Below are 16,030 nucleotides of genomic sequence, written 5' to 3' on the forward strand. Positions count from 1 at the left end.
GGACCCAGGGTCCATGCTCCCCTGCTCCGGTGGCCGGAGGCCCCGGAACGGAGGAGGTCAGGGGAGGGGCGGCTGGACGCCGCCCCTCCCCTGTCACCGGCCTAGCGGCAGGTGAGCGCCGAGTACGGCGCGGTGGCCGTCCTGGTGCCGTTCGCGTCCTTCGAGGCGACGCTCACCTCGCCCGCGGTGACCGAGGTCGCCCGGGTGGTGAAGGCGGCGGACACGGACTTGCCGGGAGCGACCCCGGCGAAGGTCCTGCTCCCCCACTGCGAGCCGACGGTCATCTCGACCGTGGAGCCGCTCGTGTTGGTGCCGGTCGCGGTGACCGTCACCTTGCCGGCGACGCAGCGGCTCGCGGCCGAGGCCGTCAGCGACGGTCCGGGAGGAGCCGTGGCGGTGATGGTGGCGATGGCCGGCGTCGCTGCCGAGTTGGCGAGCTGTCCGCGCACCTGCACGGTGTCGCCCGCCTTCTTCAGCGAGCTGAGATCGGCGGTCGCCCACGTCACGGCGACCGTCTCGCGGTGGCCGTCCTTGAACGTCGCGCCCACCGTGGCGGGCAGGTCGACGGTGGTCGATCCGGCCTGAACGGTCCGCGCCACGGCGTCGATCGAGGTCACCAGGAGCGACGGGTTCCACTTCGCGGCGAGCCCGTCGCGCTCCTTCGCAGTGATGGAGACGACGGATCCGTGGCGGGGCGACGTCGGCAGCGAGAAGCTGCTGGGGATCGTCCACTGGATGTCGCCCTCGAGCGAGTTCGTGCCGAGCGGGATGTAGCCGCGTCCGCCGTAGTTGTCGGTCCAGAGGAAGTACTTGTAGCCCGCCCGGTCACCCTCGTTGGTCTTGAAGATCTCGGGACCCTCGACCTCCGGCGTTCCGGCGGTGCGGCCGATGCAGGTGTCGATCAGGCTCCACGCGCCGGAGGCGGTGGTGGCCCGCAGGTTCGTCGACTTCTGTCCGATGATGTCGGGCGAGGGGCAGCCGCTGGTCTCGGTCGCCTTCGTGAAGCGGTAGTAGGTGTCGCCGTCCTTGAGCATCGTGGCGTCGATCAGCCCGTTGCGGCTGTTGAGCGAGGGGACGTCGGCGGCCTTGAACCAGACCTCGGGGGTGGTGAACTCCCGGAAGTCGCGGGTGGTGGAGGTGAGGATCTGCGGTCCGTTGCCGTCCTCAACGTTGCGGGTGCTGTCGGTGAAGAGGGCCGAGGTCCAGTAGACGACGTACGCGTCGATGGTGGGGTCGTAGGTGGCCTCCGGCGCCCAGGTCATGCCCGCGTTCGGCAGGTTGACCTCGACGTGGCGCTGCTGGCCCCAGTTGACGAGGTCCGTGGACTCCCAGATCTCGAGGTAGCGGCTGCCGCGGTTGGTCGAGCCGCCGAAGCCGGTGGTGCCGACGGAGAGGTCGGTGGCCATCAGGAAGAAGCGGTCGCCCTCCTTCGAGCGGAAGACGAACGGGTCGCGCAGGCCCTTCGTGCCCAGGGTCGAGGTGAGGATCGGCTGCGCGTCGTTCAGGGTCTTCCACGTGAGCGAGTCGTTGCCGTCGGAGGTCGCGAAGCGGATCTTCTCGCCCTCGATGCTGTCGCCGGTGAAGTACGCGAACAGGTACGCGTCGAGGTCGCTCGCGGCGACGGGGGCCGCGGCCGGAACGGTGCGCGTGAGGGTCCGGACGAGGGGCGTGGTGCCGGGGACGGTGATCGTCGCGGTGAGGGTGACGGTGGTGTCGGCGGACGGACGCGTGAGCGAGCCCTTCGCGACGACGTTCGGCGCGGTGCCCTTGTCGGCGGAGGTGATGACGGCCTCGTTCGACGAGGTCCAGGTCACCACGGCGCTGGCGCTGTTCGCGCGCGCGGCGGTGGTGGCGACGTCGGCTCCGGTCGAGGGCAGGTTCAGGCTGCCGCGCACCGGTCCGGCGAGGGCGGGATCGTTGGCGATGCCGTCGGCGACGGCCCGGGCGAGCTCGGCCTCGGCGCTGTCACCGGCGGCGTACGCCGGGACGGAGACGGTGGTCGCTCGGCCGACGACGGTGATGCCGCCGTGGACCGCGGTCGGGGTCAGCGTGACGGTGGCGTCCGGGCTGCCCGCGGCGGGCCGGGTGACGACGCCGCTGGTGCTGACGACGCCGGGGGCGCTCGACGTCCAGGTGATCGTGGAGCCGTTGGCGCCGGTCGTGGGGAGAGTGAGGTTCGAGGTGACGTTCGAGGTGTCACCGAGCGAGACGGCGGCGTCCTGGTTCGCGAGCACCGAGTGCACGGACGCGGCGCTCTGCTGCACCTGGCCGGCGGTGAGCGCGGAGGTCCAGACCTGCATGTCGTCGATCGCGCCGGCCCAGTAGGCGTCCGCGCCGTAGAAGGACTTGCCGAGGAAGCCGGAGAACGTGGAGGTGCCGATCGCCGAGGCGGCGGTGAAGGTCGTGCTGCCCTGGCCGACGAGGGTTCCGTCGAAGTAGGTCGAGACCGACTGGCCGCCCTTGACGACGACCGCCATGTGCACCCAGCGGTTCGCGGCGACCGGAGTGGTGCCTGCGGCCCGCACCTCGGAGCCGCTCTTGATCGCGCCGAAGCCGGCCGGTCCGCACTTCGTGGTGGAGAGGACGTGGGAGTCGACGCTGGAGCCGAGCGTGAAGGGCCAGGTGCAGTCCGGAGCACCGCTCCAGCGCAGCCAGGCGGACATCGTGACGTCCTGCGTGCCGGCGGGGATCAGGCCCGGGGCGATCCGGACGTGCGGCGCGGCCGACGTGCTCGATCCGCCCGGGAGCGAGAGAGCGCGGTCGGTGGAGGCGCCGGAGGGACCCGCGACGCTGGTCGCGCCGGAGTTGATCAGGGTGCCGGGGTGATTGCCCGGAGCGGAGTCGGCGACGACGGCTCCGTTGGCGAGCGTCGCGCCGATGCCGTCGAACGAGTACTGCAGCGCGGGAGCGGGGACGGTCTCTGCGGCGCCGGCGGCGCCGATCGGTCCGAGGACGCCGCCGAGGCAGGCGATCGCGAGCGTCAGCGCGGCGCCCGCTCGGGGGAGGCGTGAGCGCCGGGTGCGCTCCTGCCGGGGGGTTCGTGACATGGGGGGTCCTTCAGGTGAGGGGTCGGAGGGGGAGGACGGAGCCCGCGCGATCGGCCGGCGGAGTGGTGAGTCCGGCGTCCGTCTGGCGGGGAGGGAATCGCCGGAAGGCGGCCCGGGACGCGGGCCTGGCGACCCGTGATCGGGAGGCGGAGGTCGACGTGGGTGCGAGGACGAGACGTCGCGCGCTGCGGGCGCCGACCGCGGTCACCGCGTGGGAGGTGTCGGCCGGGCCGACAGTCATCGGGGCCGGGCGTGGGCCTGCGGCGGGAGGGTGCGGCGGGAGGGTGGTGCTGTCGTCATCATCGACGTTCCTCTCAGGTTCGCCTTCGAACCGGTCGGAGTGGGACGCGAGGCGCGAGGACGCGCTTGCCCACTTCAGGTGACACCGTACCGACTTTTGTTAACGGTAACAATGGCGGATTCCGGGCGATGCCGCAGCGACGGCGGGTGTGAGCGCTCTCTCCCTGCGAGCACGGGGATCCGCGTGGACGGATCACCCTCGCCCGGCGGGGCTCGGACCGGATCCGCTCGAGACCGGCACTTGACACCGGCTCCGCGACCGGTCGATGGTTGTCCACGTCAACATGCAGGTCGTGATCAGCTTCCCGTCCCACTCGGAGCGTCGGCGCTGACGCGTCCCGCGGCGGGACGACCGGATCACCATCCCGGTCGCTCCGGCGCATCCTCTGCCGTGCTCCGACCCCTTCGGACACGGCTCCTTCCTGCGACCCTCACCCGCGTCCCTTCGGGGACGCCGGATGTCTGTGAAAGGCACCCATGTCCCGGACAACGAAGTCCCACCCCTCCAAGCGCCTGATCGGCGCCCTGATCGCGGCCGTCGTCGGCATCACGACCTTCGGCATCAGCTCGCCCGCCTCTGCAGCCACCGCCCCGGTCGGCCTCGGATCGGCGCAGGAGATCCGCAACCAGCACAGCAGCATGTGTCTCGACGACTTCGACTTCGGCACTCAGCCCGGAGCCGAGGTGCGGCAGTGGAGCTGCACCGAGGGGAGCAACCAGCGCTGGCAGGTCACCGACCTCGGCACAGGCTACGCCGAGATCAAGAACACCTTCAGCAACCTCTGCCTCGACAACTTCGACTTCGGCACCACCCCGGGCTCGGAGGTGCGGCAGTGGAGCTGCAACGGCAGCACCGCCCAGCAGTGGCGGATCACCTCCGTCGGCGGAGGCTACGCCGAGATCGCCAATCGGCACAGCGACCTCTGCCTCGACAACAAGGACTTCCGCCAGCTCGACGGCTCCCCCATTCAGCAGTGGACCTGCACCGGCTCCAAGGCCCAGCGCTGGGCACTGACCGATCCGACCGTGCAGAAGATCACCTGGACGCTGAACCGCGTCGCGAGCCCGACCGCTGACGAGGCCGACGCCTACGCCCGCATCACCGACGCGATGGACCGCGCCGTGGCCCGCTACAACCGCCTCAGCAACATCTCCCGCTCCCTGACCGTCTCGTACAGCCCCGGAACCCCGACGGCCGATGCGAACATCTACGGCCAGATCCGCTTCGGCAAGGAGCGCGTCTACATGGTGGAGGGCACCGCCATGCACGAGATCTCGCACACCGTGGGCTTGGGCACGTCGACCACCTTCAACACGAACTGCGAGAACAGCAGCTGGGACTCGGCCCTGGCACTGCTGCGCACCTGGGACGGACCGGACGCGACAATCCAGTGCACCCCGGGTCACATCTTGAACTACGGCCTCAACTACAACAGCGAGTTCAGCCAGCTGAACCTCGAGCGCCACGTGAAGCTGGTGCAGTCCATGCTCAGTGACGGCATGTAGCCGTCACTCGAGGCACGCCCGAACGAGCATCCTCGCCGCCCCTCGCGGGCGGCCGGCGCCGGCGGGGCGGGGAACCAGAGCCCTCCCCCCCGCCGGCGCCGCATGCCCCGATGTCTCCCTCCGGAGGCGCGGGGCAGCGGAGCGCTCGGGAGTCGAGGAGGGCCCCTCGACCGGGTGGTCGCAGCTGACGTGCCGGACGCCGCACCCTGGGGAGGGGGCGTCCGGCACGTCTCCCTCGTGTCCGCGCCGTCCGGTCCGCCGGACCCCCCGGAGGCGCATGACGGGCGGCGTCTGCGGGCGCTAGCGGTTCTGCTCGACGGTGCTCGGCGCGGTCCGGTGCGTCTCCGGCGCCTCCGTGCCGACGGGCTCCGCCTCCCCGCTCGCCGCGGCCTCCCGCAGGTACTGCGCCGACATGACGCGGTAGGAGCGGGTGAGCATCGCCGCGCCGGCCGCGATGATCATGACGACTCCGCCGACCAGGAACACCAGCGCGATCCCCCGGCCGATGCCGTCGCCGAGCAGCCCGCCGAACGCCGAGCGCCCGGCCGGCGACTCCATGTACGGGATGAGCGCGAACTCGGCGATCGGGGCGATGAGGAACGACGTGATCGGAGCGGCGGCCGACTCGAACGCCGCCGCGAAGCCGAAGACGCGCCCCTGGGTCTCGAAGGGGACGACCTTCTGGATCACCGTCTGCTCGGCGGCCTCGACCGCCGGGATCAGGGTCATGTAGATCCAGATGCCGCCGGCGTAGAGCCACCACCAGTCGCGGAGGGTGAAGACCGCGCCGATCAGGCCCATCGCCATCACGAGCAGCAGCATCGTCCGGATCGGGTTCCTCCCGAGACCGAACCTCGCGACGAGCAGACCGCCGATGACGAAGCCGCTCGCCGTCACTCCGAGCACCACGCCCCACAGCTCGACCGGGAACAGCTCGAGGCCGTACGGGTCCATCAGCGCCATGTAGACGCCGCCGATCAAGTTGTTGAACGTCGAGAAGACGATGAGCGCGAACAGCCCGGTCGCCGCCCGCACCGCGGTGATGCTGCCGCGGAGATCGATCAGCGGCGCCCTCTCCCCCGTCGGCGCGGGCCGGTCCTCCGGGATGCGCAGGAAGAGGAGGTGCAGGAGCGCGGCGGCGGAGAGGCCGATCGCGATCACCAGCGTCCACCCCATGCCGAGCAGGCCGATGGCGAGCCCGCTGAAGACGCTCGTCACCACGAAGGCGAGGCCCTGGACCGTGCCGACGAGGCCGTTCGCGCGGGCGTGCCCCTCCACCGGGACCAGCAGGGTCACCGTCGTGGACAGGGCGATGTTGCGCATGTTCTCGATGACGGCGCCGAAGAGGATCGTTCCCGAGAACACCCAGAACCAGGGGGCGCGGAAGTCCAGGAGCGCCGCCTCGGGCAGCGCGAGGAAGAGACCGCCCGCGACGCCGAACGACACGAGCGTGACCGCCCCGGCGAAGACCATGACGCGGAACTTGCGGTGCCGGTCCACGATCGTGCCGAAGGCCATCGCGAAGACCGCGACGAGCAGCATGTAGGCGCCGCCGATGATCCCGGTCGCCAGGACGGAGCGCGTCTCGAGGTACACCCAGAACGTGAGCGCGAACCAGAGGAAGCTCGTCGTCACGTTCGCGACGGCGGTGTTGAGGAGGATCTGGTGGAAGTCGCGGAGCTTCGTCGAGGTGTCGGCGTCGGCTCCGGGCACGGGGGCGGTCGAGGACACGGCTTCCCTCCGCTCGCGACGGCGCCGTCGGTCCCGCGGCGGGAGTCGAGGGTCGTCGCAGCCACTGTAGGACCGCGCCGTCGGCGAGTCGAGAGGGGCCGGGCGTCCGGCGGGGATGCGCTGCCGCCTCCCGCGCGGACGCGGGCGCCGCCGCCCTCGCGACCCGGATCAGCGGGCCTCGGGGGCGGTGGCGCCGACGGGTCAGACGATGGCGGCGCGGAGGGCCGCGGCGGCCTCGCCGACGTCCGGGGCGCCGTAGATGGCCCCGCCCGCGACGGCCACGAGGGCGCCGGCGCGCTGCACCGACTCGATGGTGGCGGTGCTCACGCCGCCCGCGACCGAGAACGGCACGCCGGAGGACTCGCCGTCGCGCAGCAGGGTCTCGAAGGTGAAGCCCTCCTCCGCCTGCTCGTCCAGACCGGCGTGCATCTCGACGAACTCGGCGCCGAGGGCGACGACCTCGCGGGCGCGGGCGGCCTTGTCGGGCACGCCGATGAGGTCGACGACGACGCCCTTGCCGTGCTTCCTCCCGGCGGCGATCGCGCCGGCGATGGTGCTGTCGCCGGCGACGCCGAGGACCGTCACGAGGTCGGCGCCGGCCGCGAAGGCCATGTCGGCCTCGAGCTCGCCCGCGTCCATCGTCTTGAGGTCGGCGAAGACCGTCTTGTCGGGGTGCGCCTCCTTGATGGCGGTGATGGCGGAGAGGCCGGCGCTCTTGATGAGCGGGGTGCCCAGCTCGAGGATGTCGACGTGCGGGGCGGCGGCAGCGGCGAGCTCGAGGGCGGCGTCGGTGCTGAGGGTGTCCATGGCGAACTGGAGCTTCACGGGGTTCTTCTTCCTGTCGAGGTGGGGAGTCGGGTCATTCGAGGTTCGCGTGGCGCGGCCAGAGCTCGTCGGCGCTGTCGCCGCGGCGCTGCCAGAGCGCGTGGAACAGGGCGTCGCCGGTGAGCACGACGACCTGCTCGAAGAGCCCGCCGGAGTACTGCGCCGAGGCGGCCCCGGAGCGGTCGAGCTTGTCGGCGGCGGGCACGACCACCACGGCGGAGGCGAGCCCGGCCAGCGGGGAGTCGGCGGCGGTCGTGATCGCCGCGACCCGCGCTCCGGCGTCGACGGCGGCCTGCGCGGCGCGGACGATGCCCCCGGTGGTGCCGGAGCCGCTCGCGGTGAGCAGCACGTCGCCGCCGCGGATCGCCGGGGTCGTCACGTCGCCGACCACGTGCACGACGAGTCCGAGGTGCATGAGGCGCATGGCGGTCATCCGCAGGGCGAGGCCGGAGCGGCCGGCGCCGTGGACGAAGACGCGGTCGGCGCCGGCGAGCAGCTCGAGGACGGGCTCGAGCCGGTCGGTCGTCAGCGAGGCGGTCGCGGCGGACACCTCGGCGGCGATCACGGCGAGCGCCTCTGCGGGGTCGGTGGTGCGGTCGTCAGCGGGCATGGGTCCACAGTGCGCCCGGCGACCGGATCCGCGCGCCACCTGATCGAGGAGGTCCGCCTACCCGATCGGGTGGGCGGTGCCGCTCGCGGGTAGGACGGGTAGGTTCGGGGGATGGATCCCGCCGAGTCCCCCGCCTCCCGCACCCTGCTGCAGCAGCACGCCCGCACGGTGGCCGAGCAGGCCGACCGGCACGCGGTGGCGCTGGAGTCGGTGCTCGCCGCCCTGCGCGCCGAGCGCCTCGACGACCGTGCGGCCCGCACCGTCGCGATCGACATCGCCGCGAACGCCCTGGTCGAGCTGCGCACCGCCTCGGACGAGCAGCGCAGCGCGATGCTGGAGCCCGTCGTGGGCGCGTTCGCGCGGCTCCGGAGCGACCTGCGTCCGCTCGTGCGCTTCGGCGACCTCGACGTGCAGTTCGTCGAGCCGCCCGCCACCGGGCGCGCCCTCCCCGGCGAGGTGGCGCACGCCGCCCGCGCGATCGTGCGGAGCGCCGTGCTGGCCTTCGTGGAGTCGGAGCAGACGCGCCGGGTGCGGATCCAGTGGGACTGCGACGGGCTCAACCTGCTCATCGAGATCCGCGACGACGGCCGGGGCGAGCTGACGACCCGCGACGACGCCCTGCGCCCGATCGCCGAGCGCGTCCGCGGGCTCGACGGGGAGCTCTCGGTCGCGTCGACCGCGGGCTGGGGGTCGACCCTGTCGATCCGCCTCCCCCTCGATCCGCCGGCGCAGCCCGACGGGCTCGACCTCGCCGAGCTCAGCGCCCGCGAGCGGGAGGTGCTGAACCTGATCACGCTCGGCGCCTCGAACCAGCGGATCGCGGACGACCTCGGCATCAGCGGCAACACCGTGAAGTTCCACGTGTCGAACCTGCTGCGCAAGGCCGGGGCCCGCACCCGGGCGGAGCTGGCGGCGCTGGCGCGCTGATCGATCGGGGTGCCCCGCCCGGCAGCACGGCCCTGACAGACCCCCCGGATGCACGGACGGGCCGCGGCGGCCGCCGAGGGTCCCCCCTCTGTGGCGCCGCGGCCCGTCCGGCCGATCAGCGCGTCCCGATCACTCGCTCCGGAGCAGCCCGAAGCGGAACCGGCCGGAGCCGTCGAGCGTGTCGTCGATGCCCGAGATCGTGGAGGAGGCGATGACGGTCTCCGTGCCCTCGAGGAGCGGCACGGTGATCGCCTTCTCCGCCGCGAGGCGCTGCGCCTCCTCGATCGCCGCGGTGCGCTCGTCGCCGGGGGCCAGGCTCCGCTCGCGCAGCACGACCTCGTTGTAGGCGTCGTCCTTCACGGCGGCGCCGAGGATGGAGGGGGCCTCGTCGGTGCCGTAGAGCAGGTTCAGGTAGTTGTCCGAGTCCGGGTAGTCCGCGAACCAGCCCTGCTGGTAGAGCGGGTAGGAGGTCGACTTCTCCTTCACGTACTGCGTCCACTCCGTCGACTGCAGGTCGACCGTGAACAGCCCGCTGCGCTCGAGCTGGTTCTTGATGAGCGCGTACTCGTCCGAGGTGCTGGAGCCGTAGTGGTCGGTGTTGTACTGCAGCTTGAGATCGACGGGACCGGTGATCCCGGCCGCCTGGAGCGCGGCGGCGGCCTCGTCCGCGCTGGGACCGCCGCTCCCGTCGCCGAAGGCCTCCTCGTACGCCGGCGTCGATCCGGTCAGAGCGCTGGGGACGATCGAGTAGACCGGCGCGTAGGTGCCCTTGTAGACCTGGTCCGACAGCTCGTCGCGGTCGATCAGGTCGGCGACGGCGGTGCGGACGGCGAGCGCCTTGTCGGCGTCGGCCTCGGAGGTCGCGGAGCCGTAGGGCATGGTCTCGGGGTTGAAGACCAGGAAGCGCATCTCGGCACCGGGACCGGAGTGCACCGTCAGGCCCTCCTCGCCGCGGAGGTCCTCCGTGTCGGTCGCGTTCAGCGTGCGGTAGGCGACCGCGATCTCGCCGCGCTGGATGTCGAGCTTGAGGTTGCTCTCGTCCGCCTAGTAGCGGACGATCACGGACTCGTTGGCGGCGGCGCCGAGGAGGCCGTCGTAGGAGTCGTTGCGGGTGAGCTGCACGAGCGAGTTCAGCGTGTAGCTCGTGATGGAGTACTGCCCGTTGAAGGCGTCGCCGGCGACGATGTCGTCGTCGGTGGTGAGGGAGTCGGCCGAGAAGACGTCCTCGTCGACGATCGCGGCGGCGGGGCTGGTGAGGATCTGGGGCCAGAGGGCGTTGTCCGGGGTGGCCAGTGTGAAGACGACGGTGGAGTCGTCCTCCGCCTCGACCGAGACCATGTCCGAGAGCAGCGACGAGGGGCCGTTCGGAGCGGCGATCGCCACCTGGCGCTCGAAGGTGAAGACCACGTCCGAGGCGGTGAGCGGATTGCCGTTGGCGAAGGCGGCGTCCTCGCGCAGGGCGACGCGGTAGTGGGTCGGGTCGGTGAACTCGGCCGAGGCCGCGAGGTCCGGCACGGGATCCGTCGATCCGGGGGCGGAGGTCAGCAGCCAGGAGAAGACCTGGTTCTGCAGCGTCGCCGAGCCGAGGTCCCAGGAGCCGGCGGGATCCAGGGCGGTGACCTTGTCCGTGGTCCCCAGGAGGATCCCGGGGGGCGCCTGGGCGCCGGTGGTGCCCGGCGAGCAGGCGGTGAGGGCGACCGGCGTCGTGCCGTCGCGGTTCCGGCTACTCGAGCAGCTTGCCCGCGGTGGCGACCTCGCCGCTGATCAGCGCCTGGATCTCCTCCGGCACCGCGGGGATCTCCTCGCGCGTGATCCCCGCGGAGGGCGACCAGACGAGGTTCACCTGGAGGGCCGGGTCGATGTCCGGGTAGTCGCTGCGGTTGTGGCAGCCGCGGCTCTCCCGGCGCTCGAGCGCTGCGTCGAGGGTGGCCCGCGCGGCCATCGCGGCCGACTTGAGGTCGAAGGCGTGGGCGAGGTCCTGGAAGCCGGCGATGTCCGGGTGCACGCCGATGTCGGCGATGCGCGCCTCGATCGCGTCCAGCTCGGCGAGCCCGGCGAGCAGGCCCTCCTCGTCGCGGACGACTCCGGCGTGCTCGGTCATCGTGTTGCGGATCGCGCGCTGCAGAGCGCGGACGTTCTCGGTGCCGTCGGCCGCGAGCAGGCCGGCGATCTCGTCGCGGGCGACCTGGACGGACGCGGCCGAGCGCGTCTGGGCGGTCAGTGAGGCGGAGTACTCCGCCGCCGCCTGCCCGACGATCCGGCCGAACACCAGCAGCTCGATCAGCGAGTTGCCGCCGAGGCGGTTGGCGCCGTGCAGTCCGCTGGAGGCCTCTCCGATCGCGTAGAGCCCGGGGACGTCGGTGCTGTGGTCGTCCGAGCGCACCCAGACCCCGCCCATCGAGTAGTGCGCCGTGGGCGCGATCTCGATCGGGTCCTTCGTGATGTCGAGCATCTGCAGCTCGAGCATCGTCTGGTACACCCGCGGCAGCCGGGTCATGATCGTCTCGCGCGGCAGGTGCGAGACGTCGAGCCAGACCCCGCCGTTGGGCGTGCCGCGACCCTCCTTGATCTCGGTGTAGCAGGCGAGGGCGACGCGGTCGCGGGTCGAGAGCTCGAGGCGCTCGGCGTCGTACTTGCCCATGAAGCGCTCGCCGAGGCCGTTGCGGAGGATGCCGCCCTCGCCGCGCGCGGCCTCGGAGATCAGCGTGCCGGCCGCGTTCTCGGGCTCGATGATGCCCGACGGGTGGAACTGGACGAGCTCGGGGTCGCGCAGGCGGCCGCCGGCCTCGACGGCCAGGCGGAACGAGTCGCCCGTGTTCTCGTCGCGGCGGGAGGAGGTGCGGCGCCAGATGCGGTTGTGCCCGCCCGCGGCGAGGATCACCGCATCCGCGTGGATCAGGTAGCGGGTGCCGTCGACGAGGTCGAAGCCGTAGGCGCCGAACACGGCTCCGTCCTCGTTGACGAGGATGCGCGTGACGTACACGGTGTCCAGGATCGGGATCTCGAGCTGGGCGGCCCGGTTGACGAGCGTGCGCTGGATCTCGAGGCCGGTGTAGTCGCCCGCGAAGGCGGTCCGGCGGTAGGTGTGCGCGCCGAAGAAGCGCTGCGAGATGCGGCCGTCGCCCTCGCGGGCGAACGGCATGCCGTAGCGCTCGAGGTCCTGGATGCCGCGGGCGGCGTTGGAGGTGACGATCTCGACCGTGCGCGGGTTGGCGAGCTGGTAGGACTCGGTGATGGTGTCGGCCGCGTGCTGCTGCCAGCTGTCGTCGGGGTCCATCGTGGCGAGGGCGGCGTTGATGCCGCCGGCGGCGAGGGAGGTGTGCGCGTCCGACTTCGAGCGCTTGCCGAGCGCGAGGACGTCCACGCCCGCCTCGGCGAGCTCGATCGCGGCGCGCAGGCCCGATCCGCCGGTGCCGATGACGAGGACGGAGGTGGAGATCCGACGCTCCGGTGCGGTGGTCTCTGAAGTGGTCATGCCTCCACGCTAGGCACGGCGCTTCGATTACTCCAATGCATAATGCTGGGCACGGCCATACGCATAGGGTATGCATGTGGATCTCGAGCAGCTCACCGGATTCGTCGAGGTCGCCCGCCTCGGCAGCTTCACCCGCGCCGCCGAGGAGCTGCATCTCGCGCAGCCCTCGCTGAGCCGCCGGATCGCCGCGCTGGAGCAGGACCTCGGCTCCGAGCTCTTCCACCGGGCGCGTTCCGGCAGCACCCTCACACCGGCCGGGGAGCTGCTGCTGCCGCTCGCCCGGCGCATGCTCGCCGACGCCGGATCGGTGCGCCGCGAGCTGGCCGAGCTGGCCGGACTCGAGCGCGGCCGGGTGCGGTTCGGCGCGACGCCGACGCTCTGCATCAGCCTCGTCGCGGAGGTGCTGCACGCGTTCCACTCCGCGCATCCCGCCGTGGAGCTGCACCTCGCCGAGGACGGGTCGCGGAGCCTCTTCGACCGGCTGGCACGGGGCGAGCTCGACCTGGCGCTGGTGACGACCTCGACCGCGGCCGCTCCCGGCGCCTTCACGGTGACGCCGCTGCTCGTCGAGGAGCTCGTCGTGGTCTCCTCCGCCGCGGAGCCTCCCCTCGCCGCGACCGGCGCGCTCGACCTGGCCGCGGTCGCCCGCCTCCCGCAGATCGTCTTCAACTCGAGCTACGACCTGCGCCGCACGACCGACGCCGCGTTCGCCGCCGCGGGCCTGGAGCCGGACGTGGTGCTGGAGGGCGCCGAGATGGACGCGGTGCTGCGCTTCGCCGAGCGGGGCCTGGGCGTCGCGGTCGTCCCGGCGATGGTGCTGCAGGGGCGCCCGGGGCTGCGCTCGATCCGCATCGAGGAGCCGACGCTCGAGAAGCCCACGCTGACCCGGACGATCAGCCTCGCGCGCCCGGCGGACCTCGCGCCGACCGCCGCGGCGCGGGTCATGCAGCGCACCATCGCGGCGACCGCCCGCGCCTTCGCCGCCCAGGCCGGCGGCACGATGCGCCTGGCCGACAGCCGCTGACCCAGCGGGGTCTCATCACCCCGCTGCGCGGCCGGCACATGCTGATCGAGCAGCCCCGGAGGGGCGTATCGAGATCCCCCCGCACGCGCAGGAGCGCCCCCGGCCCCGCAGGGCCGGGGGCGCTCCCCGGTGGTTCAGCCGTGCGCTACGAGCACGGGCGCGCCGCGTACGGAGCGCTCACCTCCGTCTCGACGGGGGCGCCGTTCATCGTGGCCGTGGCCTCGACGGTCACCGCACCGGCGGGCAGGTTCGCCTGACGGGTGGTGAAGGCGTGCGACACGGTCTTGCCGGGCGCCACCGAGGTGAACGACTTCGTGCCGGACGTCGACGTGAAGGTCACGCCGACGGGGACGTCGGAGCCGTTGCTCGCCTGGACGGTGACGATCGCCTTGCCCGCGATGCAGCGGGTCGCCGCGCTCGCCGTGATGTCGAGCGCCGGAGCCGCCTCGCCCTCGGTGAAGGCGAAGGTGTCGAGCTCGAACAGGTCGCCGGAGGGTCCGGAGTAGCTGAAGAACACGTCGTGCACTCCGGTCGCTCCGGTCAGCGCGGCGCTGACGTCGGTCCACTCACCGGTCGTCCCGTTCACCGCGACGGTGCCCGCGACGGGCCCGGTCTCGGAGTCGAGGCGGACGGTGACGGTGCCGCCGGCCTGCAGCGCCTTGGCCTTCGCGGTGAACGTCGCGGCTCCGGTGTCCCCGAAGTCGACGGCGGACAGCGCGGTCCAGTCGCCGTTGTCGAGGTCCTTCAGCACGAGGTTCTGCGTCGCGCCCGCGGCGGGGGTGCCGAGCGGCGCCGTCGCGATGCCCTTGCTCCAGCCGATGGTCTCGGCCGGGAAGGTGCGGTACGGATCGAAGTCCTTCACCTGGTCGACGCCCTTGTAGTCGCCGACCACCTGCTGCACCGTGCCGTCGGCGTTGAACTGCAGCTCCTGGATGTGCGGGCTGCGGTACCCCTGGGTGGTGTCGCCGTTGATCCGCTTGTTGAGCGTCGGCGCGTGGTAGGTGAAGTAGTACTTGCCGCCCAGCTCGAAGACCGACTGGTGGTTGTTGCCGCCGGTGCCGGCTCCGAAGAAGCGGCTCTGGTTCGGGAACATCACGCCGGCGTAGTTCTCCTTGGGCCAGGACATCGGGTCGTCCGAGATCATGTAGCCGATCTCGCCGCCGCCCGGGTAGCCGGGCTCGCGGGTCTGGTTGCCGCCGAAGTCGTTGCCGCCGAAGTGGGACGAGTACGAGAGGTAGTACTTGTCCTGGCGCTTGAACACCTGGGCCGCCTCGAACGCGACGGGCGCGTCCACGACGGCGGAAGTGCCCTGGGTCGAGATCATGTCGTCGCCGAGCTCGATCACGCGGATGTTCTTCGGATTGTTGAAGCGCTCGGCCGCGGGGAGCGCGGTCGAGGCGGGTCCGCCTCCGAAGAACAGGTAGCCCTGGCCGTCGTCGTCGACGAGCGGTGCCGGGTCGAACTTCCACGCGACCGCCTCGGCGCCCGGGGTGGACGCGTTGATGAGCGTGGAGGTGCGCTGGCTGGTCCACGGACCCACCGGCGAGTCGCCGGTGATCACGTTGCTGGAGCCGCCGCCGTTGGCGTAGTAGAGGAAGTACTTGTCGACGCCGTTCACGGTCTTCTTCGCCATGCCGGGAGCCCACGAGTTGCCGGTGTAGGGCGCGACTCCGGTGGAGCCGGCGACCTGGATCTCGCCGTGGTCGGTCCAGTTGACGAGGTCGTCCGAGGAGATCACGGTGATCTGGTTGATCTTGCCGTAGTCGATGCCCGCCGAGACGCCCGTGGCGGGGTTCGGAGCGTAGCCCTGGGTGTCGTTCGTCATGTACATGTACACGCGGCCGTTCTCGACGAAGCCGAAGCCGTCGGCGCCGAACTTCCAGCCCATGAGCGGGTTGTGGTCGCCCGGGATCTTGCCCACGACCTCGATGGTGCGCGAGGCGGGCGCGGGCGGCGCCGCTCCGACCAGCGAGACGTCGTCGAGCTTGTAGTCCATGAGGTGCGTCTCGGGCGCGGCCGAGGGAGTCGCGGTCCACGGCGTCTCGAAGAAGAGGCGCGCGGTGGCGACGCTCTGCCCGGCGGGGATGGTGAACGATCCGTTGATCGTCGCCCACTGCCCCTTCGTGGCGGTGACGCTCGCGAGGTTCGTGTAGGTGCCTCCGCCGTAGTGCATGGTGGCGAAGAACTGCTTGGTCGCGGGGCTCGCGGCGTTCTCGTACTTGATCTGCGCCTTGACCTGGTAGGTCTGGCCGGCGACGACCTTGCCGCTGAGGTCCTGCATGGCGCCCGCGCCGGTGGTCGTGCGGCCGGTGACGAGCGCTGCGGCGGTGCCGGTGCGCGCATCCGTGGTCGTCGCGATGGTGCCGGCGTCGGCGGCGTTGCCGTTGTTGACGAACCAGCTGCTGATGCCGCTCTCGAAGCCGCCGTTGACGATGAGCTCCGCCTCAGCGGCGGACGAGGTCTGGGCGGCGAAGGGGGCCACCAGGAGCGCGGTCAGCGCGGCCGTGGCCAGCAGCCTCAGCCGCAACCGCCCCTTCGGAGCGGCTTCTCGTTGTGGTGATCTCACGGATCCTCCTTGATCGTGT

At 71.8% G+C, this 16,030-nt stretch carries 9 protein-coding genes and 1 pseudogene; 3 read left to right on the forward strand and 7 right to left on the reverse strand.

The genetic code is table 11. The annotated features are described in order from the left end of the window. Positions 1 to 101: 101 nt before the first annotated feature. On the reverse strand, positions 102 to 3,047 hold the full coding sequence (locus C5B93_RS03220; RefSeq protein ID WP_104249687.1) for an immunoglobulin-like domain-containing protein: 2,946 nt from the start codon (positions 3,045 to 3,047) through the stop codon (positions 102 to 104). Positions 3,048 to 3,824: 777 nt separating this feature from the next. Here C5B93_RS03220 and C5B93_RS03225 point away from each other — a divergent pair. Continuing rightward, on the forward strand, positions 3,825 to 4,853 hold the full coding sequence (locus C5B93_RS03225) for an RICIN domain-containing protein (protein WP_104233666.1): 1,029 nt from the start codon (positions 3,825 to 3,827) through the stop codon (positions 4,851 to 4,853). A gap of 300 nt (positions 4,854 to 5,153) precedes the next feature. Here the strand turns inward: C5B93_RS03225 and C5B93_RS03230 are convergent, their stop codons facing one another. The 3 genes from C5B93_RS03230 to hxlB form a co-directional block, all read right to left on the reverse strand. Next, the gene (locus C5B93_RS03230; protein ID WP_104249686.1) at positions 5,154 to 6,584 is read right to left on the reverse strand and encodes an MFS transporter; all 1,431 of its coding nucleotides are present in this window, start codon (positions 6,582 to 6,584) and stop codon (positions 5,154 to 5,156) included. Positions 6,585 to 6,785: 201 nt separating this feature from the next. Further along, positions 6,786 to 7,409 carry a 3-hexulose-6-phosphate synthase gene (gene hxlA / locus C5B93_RS03235; RefSeq protein WP_104224387.1) on the reverse strand — a complete coding sequence of 208 codons (624 nt, stop codon included), beginning with the start codon at positions 7,407 to 7,409 and terminating at the stop codon, positions 6,786 to 6,788. 34 nt (positions 7,410 to 7,443) lie between these two features. Beyond that, positions 7,444 to 8,019: a 6-phospho-3-hexuloisomerase gene (gene hxlB, locus C5B93_RS03240; protein ID WP_104249685.1), complete on the reverse strand. Its 576-nt coding sequence runs from the start codon at positions 8,017 to 8,019 to the stop codon at positions 7,444 to 7,446. 111 nt (positions 8,020 to 8,130) lie between these two features. Between hxlB and C5B93_RS03245 the strand changes: the two genes are divergently transcribed. Then, on the forward strand, positions 8,131 to 8,946 hold the full coding sequence (locus C5B93_RS03245) for a response regulator transcription factor family protein (protein ID WP_104239653.1): 816 nt from the start codon (positions 8,131 to 8,133) through the stop codon (positions 8,944 to 8,946). 129 nt (positions 8,947 to 9,075) lie between these two features. Here C5B93_RS03245 and C5B93_RS17585 read toward each other — a convergent pair. After that, positions 9,076 to 10,461 (reverse strand): annotated as a pseudogene (locus tag C5B93_RS17585) (ABC transporter substrate-binding protein). Positions 10,462 to 10,669: 208 nt separating this feature from the next. Further along, positions 10,670 to 12,421: an L-aspartate oxidase gene (locus tag C5B93_RS03260; protein WP_104249682.1), complete on the reverse strand. Its 1,752-nt coding sequence runs from the start codon at positions 12,419 to 12,421 to the stop codon at positions 10,670 to 10,672. Positions 12,422 to 12,491: 70 nt separating this feature from the next. On the opposite strand from C5B93_RS03260, the gene C5B93_RS03265 reads away from it, so the two are divergent. Beyond that, positions 12,492 to 13,445 (forward strand): LysR family transcriptional regulator, encoded by a 954-nt coding sequence (locus tag C5B93_RS03265; RefSeq protein WP_104224383.1) that lies wholly within the window; start codon positions 12,492 to 12,494, stop codon positions 13,443 to 13,445. Between the two features lie 145 nt (positions 13,446 to 13,590). On the opposite strand, the gene C5B93_RS03270 is transcribed toward C5B93_RS03265, so the two are convergent. Continuing rightward, positions 13,591 to 16,011 (reverse strand): family 43 glycosylhydrolase, encoded by a 2,421-nt coding sequence (locus tag C5B93_RS03270; RefSeq protein WP_219812654.1) that lies wholly within the window; start codon positions 16,009 to 16,011, stop codon positions 13,591 to 13,593. Between the last annotated feature and the right edge of the window lie 19 nt (positions 16,012 to 16,030).

The sequence above is a fragment of the Rathayibacter sp. AY1A2 genome, assembly GCF_002930935.1.
In the GTDB taxonomy this organism is placed as follows: domain Bacteria; phylum Actinomycetota; class Actinomycetes; order Actinomycetales; family Microbacteriaceae; genus Rathayibacter.

What these genes read in the sequence shown, in the direction of transcription:
- C5B93_RS03220 (WP_104249687.1), bottom strand. Translation starts at nt 3,047, where the DNA reads ATGTCACGAACCCCCCGGCAGGAGCGCACCCGGCGCTCACGCCTCCCC.
- C5B93_RS03225 (WP_104233666.1), top strand. Translation starts at nt 3,825, where the DNA reads ATGTCCCGGACAACGAAGTCCCACCCCTCCAAGCGCCTGATCGGCGCC.
- hxlB (WP_104249685.1), bottom strand. Translation starts at nt 8,019, where the DNA reads ATGCCCGCTGACGACCGCACCACCGACCCCGCAGAGGCGCTCGCCGTG.
- C5B93_RS03245 (WP_104239653.1), top strand. Translation starts at nt 8,131, where the DNA reads ATGGATCCCGCCGAGTCCCCCGCCTCCCGCACCCTGCTGCAGCAGCAC.
- C5B93_RS03260 (WP_104249682.1), bottom strand. Translation starts at nt 12,421, where the DNA reads ATGACCACTTCAGAGACCACCGCACCGGAGCGTCGGATCTCCACCTCC.
- C5B93_RS03265 (WP_104224383.1), top strand. Translation starts at nt 12,492, where the DNA reads ATGCATGTGGATCTCGAGCAGCTCACCGGATTCGTCGAGGTCGCCCGC.